This is a genomic window from Novosphingobium sp. CCH12-A3 (assembly GCF_001556015.1).
GTDB lineage: Bacteria > Pseudomonadota > Alphaproteobacteria > Sphingomonadales > Sphingomonadaceae > Novosphingobium > Novosphingobium subterraneum.
The window spans coordinates 1-14,897 of sequence record NZ_LSIA01000011.1; the positions used below are offsets into that span (position 1 = coordinate 1).

Consider the following 14,897-nt stretch of genomic DNA (forward strand, 5'->3'; position numbering starts at 1 on the left):
TGACAGACCCGGTCTACCCGGCACCGAAACGAACTTCGCTTTGTTCACGGACGACCAGATACACTGCTCTGGCCGATGCAATCGCGCAACGCAGAAGAGATGCTCTCGAATAATTGGAGGCGCTGTTGCCGAGGATGGTTCGGCCGTTCAGTAGCTCGATCTAGCGTTCGGCGATTTCTTCGAGGACGGCGGTTTTGTCTAAGGCCGAGTCTTTCGACACTGTGCGGTCTTGGTTAACGAAGGACCGTTTTGATTGGGGCGACCGCCGGCGCTGAGTGACCGGCAATGCGGCGAGAGTGATCAACGGATCGCCGCGCGCAGAATGGCCGGTTTTGGTGTTACCCGACGTTCCCATAAAATGTCGGAACGGCTTAAACTGGTCGGGACCCGCCAGTCCCACCCCCGCTCAACGTGTCGACCGCGGCCGCCGCAATAGCTGCCCTAAAAGTGTGATAGACTTGACGTCGAAAGCTGACGTCCGTTCAGTCAGGGCGTGAACGCACCCAAGCTCCACCATTATGTTCCTCAATTCCATCTGCGTCGGTTCGCGGATGTTTCGGGTCGGCTGTGGGCTTGGGACAAACAGAACGACCGTATCTTTCAAACCTCGCCTGGCGCTGTTGCGGCCGAGAACCAGTTCTATCGGCTCACGCAATATGAGGAGGAAGGTAACGACCCGCTCGCCATGGAAAAGCAGCTATCCGAGATGGAAAGTGAAGTCTCCCTCATCACGGACCAGTGGCTCGAATGGTTGCAGCAGATGGAGTCACTAAAGAAGCTCCCAATCCCGCGGATCAATCGTTGGATCGTCGCACGATATCTCGCTGTTCAGATACTGCGAACTCTCGACACGAGAGAATTGCTTTCAGCGCTCGTCGAGCTTGAACGCGGCGCGCCGATCAGTGCCGATGAAGCTCGCGAATTGCATACCGAGTTGATGTGGGATCCTTGCATGGTGCGCGGTTTAACCAAACGGTTCATGCGCTCTTTCTGGATTTTCGCGCGTAACGATAGCGAAACTCCGTTTGTGACATCAGACAACCCGGTCATGTTTCGAAGCCCTGATAACCGCCGATGGGTGAAGTCAATCGCGCTGGTACCTGGCGCCTATCTCGTGTTCATCGTGTCGCCCCGCGTAGTGCTCTATTGCCATCCACGTGTTGGGAGCTTTCGCGAACTTAGAAAATTTGCTGATCGGCTTTCCCCGGTGGTGTTGGACGACAGTATGGTCGCGAGCGAGAACACCGGCCAAGTGTTCATGGCGTCACGCTTCGTAATATCCAATCGATCTGACTTCACAGCCGAACGGACCTTCGCTCCAACGATCGGCACCGACACTTACGCGCCGCTCCTGACCTGAGCTAAGGCAGCGGGATACTCTAGGCGAATTAGATACCGCCGACATGCTGCCGTTACAGGGCGACACGCGGCACCCTAATTCCTACCGGTGAGCCTTGCCTGGCACCGCGTGCGAATAGCTGTCCGCTTACATGAAGAGGCGGTATGGATAGACGCTGCGCGGCAGGTCGGGCACGTTGGCGATCGTTCGCGCTAACCGCTGTGAATAGCGGATGCTCACCGGGACCGGATCGTAAAGCGCATCGTTGTTCCAATCCATCTTCGTGAGCGCCAGCGCTTCCCGTGCTGTCAGTTCAAGCGGGCCGCTGCCCGCATGACGAATGAGCTGGAGCGGCCTCGGAATGCTCTTCTTGCCCTGATAATAATCCCCCTTGGTCGAGACCTCGGGCGCATTTCCGGCTACCCAGACGAGCGCCGACGCGCCGGAACGTATGACCATTGTACCCCGCGGCACCGGATAGCCCGACGGCCAGCTTGGCGGGCTCTGACGGCCCGATTTGATGAGCCAGACACCGCGCCAGCTTGCTGAAGTGTTGATCTCGACGCACTCAATCTCGGCAACCCCGGTGAGCGCGTCGAACGCGCCCGCAATCTCCTCCTCCTTAAACGCCGTGGTCTTGTGAATGACCATTCGTTTGGGGAGGTTGCCGCCGTTGCGCCCCTGATAGAGTTCGAGACTGCGAGCAAGGACGGCTCGCATGTCATCGCGGCTCAGAAACGGGTTGCGACGTGCCTCGGCGACGTCCGCCACCGGGTCCCGCGCCTCGAACGCCACGAACTGCATGCCGCCGCCGTCCATGTCGAACACCTGCGAGCAGCACGTCACATAATGCGCCTCGCGCTGATCGCCGCGCAGTGCGTAGGCAAGGCCGATATAGGCGGTATCGGGCGGCACGCCCTGGAGGGGAGCAAGCTTCCACGGCGTACCCGCCGCCTTGACGTAAAGCGCGGTGGCCAGACGCCAGGCGAGCGATGCCTTGTGATTGAATGTGAAGGCCCGATCGTTCAGGACTTGCGTGGGGATGTTGAGGCGGGCGCCCAAGGCCTTGAGCGCGTCATGCGCATCGAAGACATTGCTGCGGGTGGCGGGAGCCCATGCGTCGGGAAAATGGACCAGCGCGACGTCAAACGTGTCGCGAACGGAGTCCAACCTGCGCAGCGCTGCCTCCATTGATAGGAACAGCCTCGCCTGTGGGTCGCCATCTCCCGGAAGCTGCGCCAGATGGTCTGGCCATTTGACATGCGCCTCCGCCGGAGCCGCCTCCAGGGCCACATGGAAAAGCCGCTCGAAGCCAGGATATTCCGGGACATATTCGGATCGGTCGGACGCCCTGTACGGGCTTCGCAGCGATGCCATTAACTCACCTCGCTGCCGGAACGCGCTTTCCGGTCCGACCGTGGCAATGCGGATCCGGGAAATGTATCCGCCGAACGAGCCCTTCGAATATGGCCCGAAGTTCAGGAGCCCACGCAGCGGATGGACGTCGAGATGCGTCGCGTCAGAGGGCGAAAAAGCGAGATCAGGCTCGTCGAGCAGCGTGAAGGGCGGCAACTTCGACACTAGCGCAGGGTTAGCCATCACCTGCTCCTGTTGAAATAAGCGTGATGATGACCAGCGCGGCTCCAGCCTGTGTACCGGGACAACTCGAACACCGCGTCGATTCCGGTGCCATCTTCCAGTCCAACCGTACGGACCGGCTCGCGGCCGCCAGTCAGAAGCTGCGACCAGGCATCAATGATCGCGGCCCAATTCTTATTGTAGCGTTGAGCCCAGCGCTCCCGCCGCCAGTCGCCTGCTGGGTCGCCGCCGCGTTCTAAACGCGCGGCGATCGGGTCGGTATCGGCGGGCTCGTCCGGAGCGCTCGCACCAGGAGCGTCAGGTCTCGGAATCTGGACGAACGTATAGGGCTCAAACCCGCACCACCACCGATTGTCGACCTGCTCGAGCTTGACGGTGATGCCTTCTTGGAACGGAAATCCGAGCTTGGGCACCTTACCTGTGAGTGCACTCCCATATGAGTCCCGCAGCTTTTTCAGGGTCTGCTCGTCGCGCCGGATCCGGTCCGCATCGTCGCCGTCACGGGGTGTTGCGACATCGATTGAATGCCCCGCACGCCTAAGGCGCGGGATGAGAGGGCGGCGTCGCGTGAGCGCGCGGACCAGTGCGTCGTACAAAAGGCCTAGCGCCCAACTGTCCGTTGCCGGGTCCAAGGCGATCTCACCGGCGAGTCTGGCTCCGAGAGGGGAAAGAGCTGCCAGCACTTCCTGGTCTTTGCCGAACACCGCCAGTTCGCGTCCCATCGCGGCGACCGTGGCCCGACACTTCTTTTCCTTGAGGAGCGCTCTAACCTCGGGCGAGGAGGTGGCCGAGGTGAGCATCATGCGCCGGGCGGTGTTCGGCATCTTCTCAATGAGCAGGGCCGAGTAACGAAGCACCGGGAACGTCCGGGCTTCAATGGTTGGGATTTGGACCGGCACAAGGCGCGGGGTTGGTCTGCCCTCCATTACCCAGTCATAGAGCTGCGGCGGTAGGTCCGCGATCTTGACGACGTCGGCCGCCAGTTCATCAAAGGTTGCGCATTCGACGACCGCTACGTCGACGCCGAGGCTCCGCGCACGGGTCAGTAACGCGGTGACGGAAGGGAGCAGGCGCGTCGCCGAGGATGCGAGCCAGTAGAGCCCGTTCGGGAACGGAGACGGCCCGTCGAGAACTGTATTCAACGCTTCCATGATCGAAGCGTCGCGGCCGCTATAGCCTACGAACAGCATGCCGTAGCGCTTGCCGGCCTCGACCAGCACGTGGCGCATGCGCTCGTCCTGCGCCTCTAGTTCAGAGCCGGTATTTTTGATTGCGATCGACTGATAGTCGCCATGAAGCTTAGCGATGAGCGGCCAGTCGGACTCGTTGAGACATCGCATGGCGCGATCCGCAGAGTCGATCGCCGCGACCGTTGGGCGAACCTGATCGGCGACCGGAAGGCGAGCGTTGGCCGTTACCGTCGCGTCTTCGACCAGAGGATCGAAGTTGGTCGTAAACACGCAGTCGGCCATCCCGGCGGCGATTAGGCCCGCGAGCACCTTGTGCCCAAAGCAAGGTGTGCCCTTCGCGATAGCGTCTTCGATATATTGACGGCGGTGCCTGGCCTGGGGGTAGACCGCCTCAAAGGCCGCCGCATATTCGGTGGGATCGCCGTCAGGCGGCAGTATCGCGGATTGGCGGAAATAGGCGTCTATGCGTTCAATCCAGATCGGATCGACCGTATCGATCTCGCGCTTAGACAGTTTGTTCTCGTGACAGAAAATCTGCGCCTTGAAATCGCGGATCATCGCATAGCCCGTTGGAATTCCCGATGACGCGGACGCTCCGGCCCCCAGAAACCAGCCCACCAAATTCGGCCTAAGTGCGAACGCGGTGGCGAATTGAACGGCGGACAGTGTTGGGACGGACGTTATGGTCTTGTTCCTTTAATCCGTGTCAGGCGAGCGCCACCTTTTGAGGTGGCAGATCGGCTGTAAAGTCAAAACATCCGACCGCGGCTGACCTCCTCTTCATGTGAGGCTGGGCTTCGCGTCCATTGGATGCGGCGATATGCAAGAAGTAAACAGGCGTCTTCAATGGTGGATGACAGGTTGGCACGCTTTCGTACATAGGATGGCTAACGGACTGACGCACTGCCGGTGGCGTTGGTGTAACTCGTTCTAAGGACGGACTGACATGCAGCGCCTGTTTCCTACGTTGGACCTCGCTGCCCAAGAATATGTACTCGTTCAGGCTTGGAAGAAGTCAGCATCTTACATTCGGCACCATAATTGGTTCTCTGATACGCTGGAGCTAGATCGCGCCGCCGCAAACCTTCCAGAATTCTTGTCCGTGTTATCGGAGAAGATGCGCTCGGGTTCCTTTGAGACCAGTGGGCTCAAGCTTGTTCCAGCTCCCAAAAGTCAACGCTGGCACGTTGATAGCGCGGGCCTCTGGCAACCTCAGAAGACCGGGGCAGCAAAGATCCGCCCTCTCGCTCATGTATCGCTTTCTGACCAGGTCGCCGCCACCGCCGTGCTGCTTTGCTTAAGCGAAAGGGTCGAGACCATCCAAGGCGATCCACGCCGTGAATATCGATCGCCAGCCGGAAGACGATCGGTTATGTCATATGGCAACAGGCTATTCTGCGATCCGATGGAGTCGGGCCACCTACTAGTTCATCGTTGGGGATCGTCGAAACTATATCGCGCCTTCTTTCAGGACTATCGCGTATTCCTCAATCGACCCGAAACCGTAGCGGCAAGCCTGACGGACAAGGATCAGTCAGTACTCATCGTCCAGACCGACCTGAAGCAATTCTATGATCGCGTCACGCCCGAGGCGCTGCACGCAAAAATTCGGCAACTTCAGCAACCAGGCGATGACGAGGCATTCTTCGAGCTCGCCAGGACCATCCTTGATTGGGGTTGGAGCGAAGCGGATCAGAAACAGGTATCCCGCTATAAGCAGCAAGCCGGCATACCCCAGTTCGAGAGAGTCGCGCTGCCGCAGGGTCTTGTAGCCGCGGGGTTCTTCTCAAACATTGTTATGCTCGATTTCGATGCAGCGGTCCTTTCCGCGTTCGAACGAGAGATCGCGGCCGGCGTGTGGCTTCGCGACGCCTGTCGATATGTGGATGACATCAGGCTTACGATTTCGACGGCAGCGGGGGTCACACCAGCAGACGCGCAAGAGCGCGTCATGGAGTGGCTAGGCAACCTTCTCGACCAGGACATCACGGGTCTTGAAGTCGCACCCGATAAAACGACGACCGCATCCTTCGGTGGCGAGGAACAGCCACTGGTGCGCCAATCCAGGAAGATGGAGCGGATCCAGAGCGCGATATCAGGCGGCTTCGATGCCAGTGGCGGCGAGGAAGTCATCCAGGCGATCGAGGCACTGGTTCGCTCTCAAGCCAGCTTGAACGGATCAGACGCATTCCGGCCGGAGGCATTGAAGGCTGTTCCCGACGTGAAGGACGAGACAATCGGGCGATTTGCAGCCGGTCGCTTTCGGACGACCTTCCGCTCGCTGCGGCCGCTGCTGGATGATCGCCCCTTCAAGGACCCGGTTGATGTTGGAGACGAAACCTACAGGCGCACTCGCCTCTCTCAGGCGGAACTGGACGACGAAGCGCATGCATTCGCCCTAATGCTCATCGACCGATGGATCACCGATCCGTCCAACGTCCGTCTCCTGAGGATTGCCTTGGATCTTTGGCCATCGCCACAGATACTATCGGAAATCCTGAAGCTGTTCGAGCCCTACCTTGCTGGTGATATCGGTGCCTTTGCACCGCGCCGCATCGCTTATTACTGCTTGGCTGAGATACTACGTGCGGGCGCGACGGAAACGGGCTTTATCGAAGACCCGGAATGCGTTCCCGCGAACGTCAACCTGCCGGGCTATCGACAGATCTTGCTAAAATGCGCAGTCCGCATCGTCGAAGGGAAAGCCCGCAACGCCCCTTGGTATGTCGTGCAGCAGGCCCTTCTCTTCATTACTGTGCACGATCCTGCGCTGGCGAGACCGCCTAGGCTTCCGAGGGCTAATGTCACCTATTGGCGGATGATCGCATTCCTCCAGGGTGACCATTCAAGGTTTGCAGATCGGGACTTCGCGATAACGGCGGTCGTCGCTCGCCGATCTTTCCTCTCGAAAGAGCGCGCCATCGACTTGATCCGCATGTCCCTCACGCCGGGACGGTTTAGTGAAATCGCCGCTCGCGACATCGAATTTGCGCGCGACGTCTATCGGGCCGTCGAGCAAGAGGTCACCGTCGGACCTGGCATTGCGGAGGACCTAGGTATCACTGCCTGGTCCAGCGGGGCGGGTATGCAGTCGCTACAACAATATGTCCATGATCATGGGCCGCTCAATGTACTGCGAAACGAACTGGGTGTCCTGAGCTTCGCTGAGAAATTCCTCGAGGAGGCCAAGCGAGGTGCAATTCCTTCAGTGGTCACGCCCTCCACGATACAGGTTTCACTAGAAGGCGTCGGTAACTACGCCGTTGTGAAAGCGATCTCAATCCGCTCGGCTGAGACCACCAAAACGTACAGGTCGATTTACGCGGCGCCGACATGGGCAGACGAGACGCAGCACTGGCGGTTCCAGTTAGGTTATCTGCTTCGCTTCATACTAACGGCGCGGGTCGATTTCAGCCTTCCGGTCCGCCGTCCGTCTTGGAAGGAAGCACAGCCACTTTATCGCCCGACGCGCGGTCATTGGTTTCAGCGTCAGTACGGCTTCTACAATGGCCATGAGGCCTTCGGCGACGATTGGCTTCCAATCTCGCAATTTACCCAGGACCTTTTATTTTCGCTGCTTATCTGGCCTGGGTGCCGGCACAGTCAGGACGATGGAGATAAGCTTTCGCTGGAAACGACCCTTGCTAACGTCGCGGCGGCGGTTGCCAGCGCGCACGACGCCATAGGATCCGCGACTGGGCTCCTAATGATCAAGGTCGCCGCCCCAATCCCAGGTACGCGGAAGAAGGATCGGCCGCTTCGGGCCTGCGTTGTCCAGTCGATCATGCCCGAAGAGGCCGATTTCTCTGCTAGCGACCTCGAGATGCTCCACCCAAGTCTTCGGCGCAAGCACCGCAAGCACCTGTCAACTGCGCTCGCCGCGGTCGAAAAAATGCTCGACCTGCGAGAAACGCATAAGCCCGACAATAAGCGCCTGGACTGGCTGATCCTACCAGAACTGTCGGTTCACCCAGCTGACGTCGCCACGCATCTCGTGCCATTCGCGCGTGCATTCAAAACTGCGATCTTGGCTGGAATGGTCTATGAGCATGTCGTACCTGGGCAGCCGCTCGTCAATTCGGCCTTGTGGGTCATCCCTAGGATGGTCGAGGGACAGGGACTACAAACGATCATCCGAAGGCAAGGGAAACAACATCTCTCGCCAGTTGAGCAGCCGTTCAATGTCCCCACGGAAAAGATTATCGGTTTTCGACCATGCCAGTGGCTCGTGGGGTATGAGTGGTCGCCTGACGCCGCGAAGGATCCGTTATGGCTGACCGGGTCGGTCTGCTACGATGCCACAGATTTGAAGCTCGCCAGCGATCTGCGTGATATTTCGGATGTGTTCGCCATCCCCGCACTCAACCGCGATGTCGGGACTTTCGATCAAATGGCCCAGGCGCTGCACTACCATATGTTTCAGCTTGTGCTTGTCGCCAATAACGGAGCCTTTGGCGGAAGCAATGCGCACATGCCGAAGGGCGGCCCGCACAAGCGGCAGGTCTTCCACACACATGGGCAACCGCAAGCGACAATTTCGTTTTTCGAGATCGACGATATCGAAGATATGAAATCGCGGCGGCAGCATGGCCTCTCCAGCAGTTTCGACTGGAAATACCCCCCGGCTGGTTGCTGATGAGGAGCAGGCGGGTCTCGCTGCTCCCCTCCGAACCCATGGTAACGCTGGCGGGTCGGGCCGCAATGGCGTGGCCGTTGAGATATCAACAGCTATAACAAAGAGGCTCTCAGTGAACGGAATGAAGGGCGTTTGCTCTGCGATTGCGGTTCGGACCCATCTGAACGTTGGGCAGCTAACCACGATATCGCTCCTGAATCCGGACAGTCGCCAAGGTCCGCATTCTCGGCCAGAAAAAAGGCCGATCAAAAGACCGGCCTTGAAAGTTTGGGAGAGGATGCCTGAAAGGCCCGTCTCCTCTGGGCTTGGAAGTCTGATGCTGCAAGTGCGAACGACGGAAATACGATTGCGCTTTCTGCAATTGCGGGCTTCAATCCGACCTCGGACTGCCGTGACAGGCCCAATGATCGTACAACTTCGCTATGGAATTCTCTTCACTTTCGAGGGTTGGTAGCCTCGAACAGCCGCATTCGCGATTGCAGCAAACACGGCATCGACGATCTTGCGCGCATCTGTGTTGCTCAGGCCGTGGCTGGCAGCAACTGCTTCGGCAAGTTCACATGCGTTCATCGCTCATGGTCCTCCATCGCGATTAATGCCTGATTACTGCGGGTGGTTCGGCTGATCCAGACGCGCGGTATCACCCCGCCATCTGCGTCTGTGGCAGAGAGGGGAGGGGGCCTTGGTGCAGCGAGCCTTGCGGGACCGGTAGTCGGAGCATCGCGGCTCGCTACTCAGGAGCCAGTCCATGATTTCACAGATCCCGTTGAGCAAACTCGGCCCATCGCCGCGCAACGTCCGCAAACATTCGGATTCCGCAGCGGATGCAGAGCTCAAGGCGAGCATCGCGTCCGTTGGCTTGCTGCAGAACCTGCTGGTTCGGCCTGCGGCCAAGGGGCGCTACACCGTCGAGGCCGGCGAACGCCGCCGCCAGGCGCTGATGGCGCTCGCTGACGACAAGGTTCTGCCCCGCGACCATCCGGTTTCGTGTCTGGTGCTCGGATCGTCGGGCGCCGACGCGGTGGAAGCCAGCCTCGCCGAGAATTTCCATCGGTTGAACATGAACCCGGCCGATGAAGCGCAGGCCTTTGCCACGCTGATTGCCGAAGGGGCGAGCACCGAGGACGTCGCCCGACGTTTCGGGCTGACGGTACGGTTCGTCGAAGGACGGCTGCGGCTGGCAAACCTCGCACCGGTTGTCTTTGCGGCGCTTGCCGCAGGGGACATCACGCTGGATCTGGCCAAGGCCTACGGTGCCACGTCCGATTGTGAAATCCAGACCCGCGTCTTCGAGCAGATCTCGACCGCGTACTATGCGCCCAATGCCGCCAGTATCCGCCGCATGGTGCTGTCCGAGACGGTACGCGGCAATGATCCACGCGCGCGCCTGGTGGGACGTGAGGCCTACGAAGCGGCAGGCGGCCGGGTCGAGCGCGAACTGTTCGACGATGAGGACAGCGAAGCCTGGCTGGACGTTGCCTTGCTCGAGCAGCTGGCCGCTGCGCGCATGGACGCGCATGCCACTGCTCTTGCCGCCGAACAGGGTCTGGCCTGGGTTCGCCCCACGCTTGAGTCCTATGCGAGCCATGACATGGTCCAAGGTCTTGCACAGCTGGCCACCGAGCCGGCTCCCATGTCCGACGACGTAGCCAAGCGGCTCGAGGCGCTCGACGCCGCCTACGATGAACAAGCTGCGGTGCTCGAAGATGAAGACAGCGACGACGATGCTATCACGGCGGCCGAAGCCGAACTCGATCGTATCGAGCAGGAGAGCCGTTCGATCCGCGATCGCCCGCAAGTGTTGGCGCCGCATCTTCGTGCCCAGGCAGGCATGATCCTGACGCTGGGACGCGATGGCGCGCCGGTACTTCAGCCGGTCTATTACACCGAACGCAGCGCGGAGTCCGCGAGCACGGCGGATGACAGCCTTGAACCCGTCTGCGAAACTACTGGCAACACGGCACGGCGGTCGGTCATGTCCAAGCGGCTGGTGGATGAACTTGCCATGCAACGCCGTGATGTGCTCGCGCTCCATGTGGCCTCCGATCCCGGCCTCGCGCTGGACGTGCTGGTATTCGTGTTGGCGGATGTCGAGAGCAGCGACTGGCATAGCCGGTCGCCGTCGACACTGCGGGGCGGTGCTCCCAATGGTCCGATCATCGGCTTTGAACCGGCCGATGCGCCTGCGACCGCTGCGCTTGCCGAATTGCGCACCAGCCTCGATGAGACCTGGCGATCGGGCGAGACCATGGCTGCCCGGTTCGAGCTGTTCCGCGCGCTGGGTGACGAAGCCCGCGCTGGCTGGCTTGGCCTGATGATTGGCCGCACGCTCGAGGCGAGCCTCAATCTCGACGGTGACCGGCGCATCGCCTTTCTCGATCACCTGGGTGGTCTGGTCGGCATCGACATCGCGCGCTGGTGGCGTCCGACGGCGGCGAACTATTTCGACCGGGTGTCCAAACAGGTCATCCTCGATGCACTGAGCGATATCGGCGGCCTCGAACTTTCGAGCCGGTTTGCGTCGGTCAAGAAGCGAGACCTGGCGATGTCGGCCGAGCGCGTCTTTGCGGGGTCTGCCATCACCGAGGCCGATGTGCGGGAGCGTGCCTTGGCCTGGGTGCCCGGGGTCATGCGCTTTGCTCCGATCGACTCCGACGACGGCGATGATTCCGAGACCGACCCGGTGCCTGAAATCGGCACGCAAATCGCGGAGATGGATGGCGATGAGGTGCGTGCGCCCGAAAGCCGCGCGGCCTGACCCTCTACACCATGCCGACGGAAGCGTTCTCTTCCCCGTGTGGGCAGGGATCGCTTCTGTGTAGGATCATGCAACTGGAAAATGGTGGGCCCGGCAGGACTCGAACCCGCAACCTAGCCGTTATGAGCAGCCAGCTCTAACCATTGAGCTACAGGCCCCACCCTGGTGCGGACGGCGGGACTCGAACCCGCACGGGCAAAGCCCAGAGGATTTTAAGTCCTCGGCGTCTACCTTTCCGCCACGTCCGCCGCGCGTGCCGCTTAGCAGCAATCATCCGATCGTGTTAGCGCTCTTTTGCTTGAAATTGTCCGAATCTGGACTATATCCAGATCAGGAGAAAAGCCGATGGCGCAACCTGATATCGCAGCCAGTGCAACCGCGGGAGCAAATGGTCTCGATCTCTCCCGCTTTGCGCCTGCCAATCGGCGCCGGTTGAGCGCGCCGGGGCTGCGCACGTTCCTGGCAATTGCCGATCTCTGGGGCCTCAATGAGGAGCAGCGTCGGCTGATCCTCGGCTACCCCTCGCGCTCGACCTATCACAGCTGGTGCAAGCAGGCGCGTGAGCATGGTTCCTTCATGCTGGATGTCGATGTCCTGACGCGCATTTCCGCGGTGCTTGGCATTCATCAGGCTTTGGGCGTGCTGTTTGCCGACGAGCACGATGGCGTGGCCTGGCTCCGCCAGCCCCATGACGCGCCTGTATTCGGCGGGCATCCGCCACTCGATCTGGTCGTGAACGGGACGCAGGAAGGCCTGATGATGGTACGACGCTTCCTCGATGCGGCGCGTGGCGGCCTCTATATGCCGCCGAACGCCGCAGACGCGGATTTTGCGCCCTACGAAGACGCCGAAATCATCTTCCAGTGATCATACGGTATTCGGCAGCGCCCCGGCCCAGCTTCCGGTTGGTCCCATCACGCTATCCCCCGATTGGTCTGTTCGACACGGTCTCGACTGCCGCGGATGCCGAAGCGGTCATGGACCTCGCCGGGTGGACAAACGACAGGCTCGTTTCGGAACGGCTCAATCGGCTGCCGCGCGAGCAATGGGTCTATGGTCGCCCGAATGCCAGCGTCGTGATGGCGAGCTATCTGCACGTTGCCCCAAGCGGCATGCGGTTCAACGGACCGGATCTCGGCGCCTGGTACGCCTCATCCGAAATCGCGACAGCGGCGGCCGAGGTCGCGCATCATCTGCGGCGAGAGGCGGTTGCGCGCAAGGTCGCCGGAATGACGCGGGTCTACCGGACTTACGCGGCGACGCTGCTGGGCGACTATCGCGACCTTCGCAACCTGCAGGTCGATCATCCCGACCTTTACAGCCGTCCAAGTTACGATGCTGGTCAGATCTTTGGCGAGAGCATCCGCCAGGAGGGAGGTGCGGGCATTCTCTTTGACAGCCTGCGGCGACGGCAAGGGTGCAACATCGTTGCGTATCGTCCGACCAACATAATCGACGTCGTCCAGGCCGACCACTACGAGGTCAGTGTCGAAGCATGCGGGCGAACCATTCAGGTCAAGCGCCTCACGGTGTAGGCAAGCGGAATCCCGTCGGCCACCGGCAATCATGGTGGCTCGCCTGGATGCGATTGATATCGGTCCTGAGGGAAAAGGAGAGGGGGATCGCCTGTGGCGAGCTGGACCGCGTGTCTGCCAGTCCGCTCGGTCAGGAGGCGAACCATGGCGATGCCCGTTTCGCGCCAGTCCCAGGAAAGCCCTGCGGCGCGCATCACCCGAGAAATCATCACCCGACTTGAAGCCGGCACCCGGCCATGGGTCCGGCCCTGGCGGGGAACGCGCACGTCCCGTCCCTTGCGCGCCTGCGGCATCCCCTATCGCGGCCTGAACGTGTTCTGGCTCTGGCTCATGGCGGATATCTGCGGGTTCAACTCGCCCTTCTGGATGACGTACAATCAGGCGGCGCAGCTTGGAGGGCAGGTCCGCAAGGGTGAGAAGTCCACCATCGCGATCTTCTACAAGAGCTACGCCAAGGAGGTCGAAGCGCCCGATACGGGCGAGCGCACGAGCGAGGCGCGCCGTGTGCTCAAGGCCTACGCAATCTTCAGCGCCGACCAGGTGGATGGATTGCCTGAGCGGTATTACCCCGCGCCTGAGATCACCCCCGTTGAACCCGCAGGGCGCCAGGCCGATCTTGATGCCTTCTTCGCCGCCATCCCGGCACAAGTGCGTCACCACGGCGATGAAGCCTATTACGAGCCGGTTGCCGATCGCATCACCATGCCGTCGCCGACGCTGTTTACGGGCTTCGACCACTATTACGCCACGCTTGCGCACGAGCTGTCGCATAATGCCGTAACCCGGATTATGCCGCACGGTGTCGTAGGATCTCGAGTTTCCGCGATCTGGTGAAGCGCGACTTCGGCATATTCCCGGTTCCTCAGAGGCAATTCGCTGGAGTGAGAAAACGTTCAGCGCAACTGACGCGGCACGCTCACTTCTTCCGCATCCTGCGTGGCCTCGTGCACTTCCTCCCTGATGATCTTTTGCGTGATTTCATCCAGATGCGAGGTCAGGGCTCCGCTCAATTCCTCAAACTCCGGCCATAGCGTTATCTGAACGAAGCTGGCTGGCGCGCGAACGATCACTGTCTGACGATGCATGCGCGTATAGCGAAATGGCTTGACGCCATAGCGGCGGCACAAAGCGATGAAGAGCTGTCGTGACCAAGGGTCAGGAATTGAAAACTTGAACTCCTCGGCACGTTCCTTCTTGCTTGCCGCCGCGAACTGTCGGCGGATGCGTTCTGCAGCTGCACCTGCCGCAGCTTGCTCGCCTGCGGTTGTGGCACCTGCATAGAGCGCTTCGATCTTGCGCAGCTTTTCGCGTAGGCGTTCCTCGGACATTGGATCAATGCACCGTCGGCTTCTCAGTGAGGATGACGTCAAGCATCTGCCGCCTTGCACGAGTGCAAGCCAACACGGTCTCATGAATTTCGGCTTCCATGATTTTGGTCAGTTCGCGCAGGTGCTTGAATGTCGTCTCGAGCTGGGTACGATCATCGACATCGGGGTCACGTCCCACGAGTTCGCAGATGCCGCCCATCATCGCGCGCAGCTCGGCCAGATGGGCGATCGCGCCATGAGCACGTTCGGGCAGATCGATGATATCCTGACCGTTGAACAGACCTTCGATAAAGCCGTCCAGTTCCTCAAGACGTATCAGCCCGTAGTGCCCGAGATTGGCGGCAGTAGGATCCATAGATACGCGGGTCAGCCTGAATGGGTGGCTGCGCTTCTGGTGCTGAGTCAGGCCATTCCAAAGGCCATCGATCAGAGCTCCGATCAGTTCGTTAGCTTCGTCCATGTTATGGGATGGACGCCTCCCGTCTTCCGGGCACCATAGGTGTCCAACCAAA

At 60.3% G+C, this 14,897-nt stretch carries 10 protein-coding genes, 2 tRNA genes and 1 pseudogene; 6 read left to right on the forward strand and 7 right to left on the reverse strand.

The annotated features are described in order from the left end of the window. Positions 1–493 precede the first annotated feature (493 nt). Complete coding sequence (locus AX703_RS00490; protein ID WP_062341844.1) at positions 494–1,360, forward strand: DUF4238 domain-containing protein; 867 nt, start codon at positions 494–496, stop codon at positions 1,358–1,360. A 126-nt stretch (positions 1,361–1,486) separates the two neighbouring features. On the opposite strand, the gene AX703_RS00495 is transcribed toward AX703_RS00490, so the two are convergent. After that, the gene (locus tag AX703_RS00495) at positions 1,487–2,938 is read right to left on the reverse strand and encodes a hypothetical protein (protein ID WP_062341845.1); all 1,452 of its coding nucleotides are present in this window, start codon (positions 2,936–2,938) and stop codon (positions 1,487–1,489) included. Next, positions 2,938–4,686, reverse strand: a complete 1,749-nt coding sequence (locus AX703_RS00500; RefSeq protein ID WP_062341847.1) for an SIR2 family protein — start codon at positions 4,684–4,686, stop codon at positions 2,938–2,940. Before AX703_RS00500 ends, AX703_RS00495 begins: the two co-directional genes overlap by 1 nt. A 388-nt stretch (positions 4,687–5,074) precedes the next feature. On the opposite strand from AX703_RS00500, the gene AX703_RS00505 reads away from it, so the two are divergent. Beyond that, the gene (locus AX703_RS00505; protein ID WP_062341849.1) at positions 5,075–8,764 is read left to right on the forward strand and encodes an RNA-directed DNA polymerase; all 3,690 of its coding nucleotides are present in this window, start codon (positions 5,075–5,077) and stop codon (positions 8,762–8,764) included. Positions 8,765–9,184: 420 nt separating this feature from the next. On the opposite strand, the gene AX703_RS27110 is transcribed toward AX703_RS00505, so the two are convergent. Then, complete coding sequence (locus tag AX703_RS27110) at positions 9,185–9,334, reverse strand: HU family DNA-binding protein (protein ID WP_156451857.1); 150 nt, start codon at positions 9,332–9,334, stop codon at positions 9,185–9,187. A gap of 178 nt (positions 9,335–9,512) precedes the next feature. Here AX703_RS27110 and AX703_RS00510 point away from each other — a divergent pair, with 178 nt between their 5' ends. Continuing rightward, on the forward strand, positions 9,513–11,522 hold the full coding sequence (locus tag AX703_RS00510) for a ParB/RepB/Spo0J family partition protein (protein ID WP_082734324.1): 2,010 nt from the start codon (positions 9,513–9,515) through the stop codon (positions 11,520–11,522). Positions 11,523–11,604: 82 nt separating this feature from the next. Here AX703_RS00510 and AX703_RS00515 read toward each other — a convergent pair. Together AX703_RS00515 and AX703_RS00520 are read right to left on the reverse strand one after the other, a co-directional pair. Beyond that, positions 11,605–11,680 (reverse strand) — tRNA-Ile (locus AX703_RS00515). 5 nt (positions 11,681–11,685) lie between these two features. Next, positions 11,686–11,770: transfer RNA gene (locus tag AX703_RS00520), tRNA-Leu, on the reverse strand. A gap of 97 nt (positions 11,771–11,867) precedes the next feature. Here AX703_RS00520 and AX703_RS00525 point away from each other — a divergent pair. The 3 genes and pseudogenes from AX703_RS00525 to AX703_RS00535 form a co-directional block, all read left to right on the forward strand. After that, positions 11,868–12,389, forward strand: coding sequence for an MbcA/ParS/Xre antitoxin family protein (locus AX703_RS00525; RefSeq protein WP_062341850.1), 522 nt, complete (start codon positions 11,868–11,870; stop codon positions 12,387–12,389). Further along, positions 12,386–13,057 carry an RES family NAD+ phosphorylase gene (locus AX703_RS00530; RefSeq protein ID WP_062341853.1) on the forward strand — a complete coding sequence of 224 codons (672 nt, stop codon included), beginning with the start codon at positions 12,386–12,388 and terminating at the stop codon, positions 13,055–13,057. The genes AX703_RS00525 and AX703_RS00530 overlap by 4 nt, the downstream gene beginning before the upstream one ends. Before the next feature lie 150 nt (positions 13,058–13,207). Continuing rightward, positions 13,208–13,828 (forward strand): annotated as a pseudogene (locus AX703_RS00535) (ArdC family protein); the annotation flags it as partial. Between the two features lie 122 nt (positions 13,829–13,950). Here AX703_RS00535 and AX703_RS00540 read toward each other — a convergent pair. Next, positions 13,951–14,385: a hypothetical protein gene (locus tag AX703_RS00540; RefSeq protein ID WP_062341855.1), complete on the reverse strand. Its 435-nt coding sequence runs from the start codon at positions 14,383–14,385 to the stop codon at positions 13,951–13,953. A 4-nt stretch (positions 14,386–14,389) separates the two neighbouring features. After that, positions 14,390–14,897, reverse strand: a 508-nt coding sequence (locus AX703_RS00545; protein WP_062341856.1) for a hypothetical protein, incomplete at its 5' end; no start/stop codon positions are given.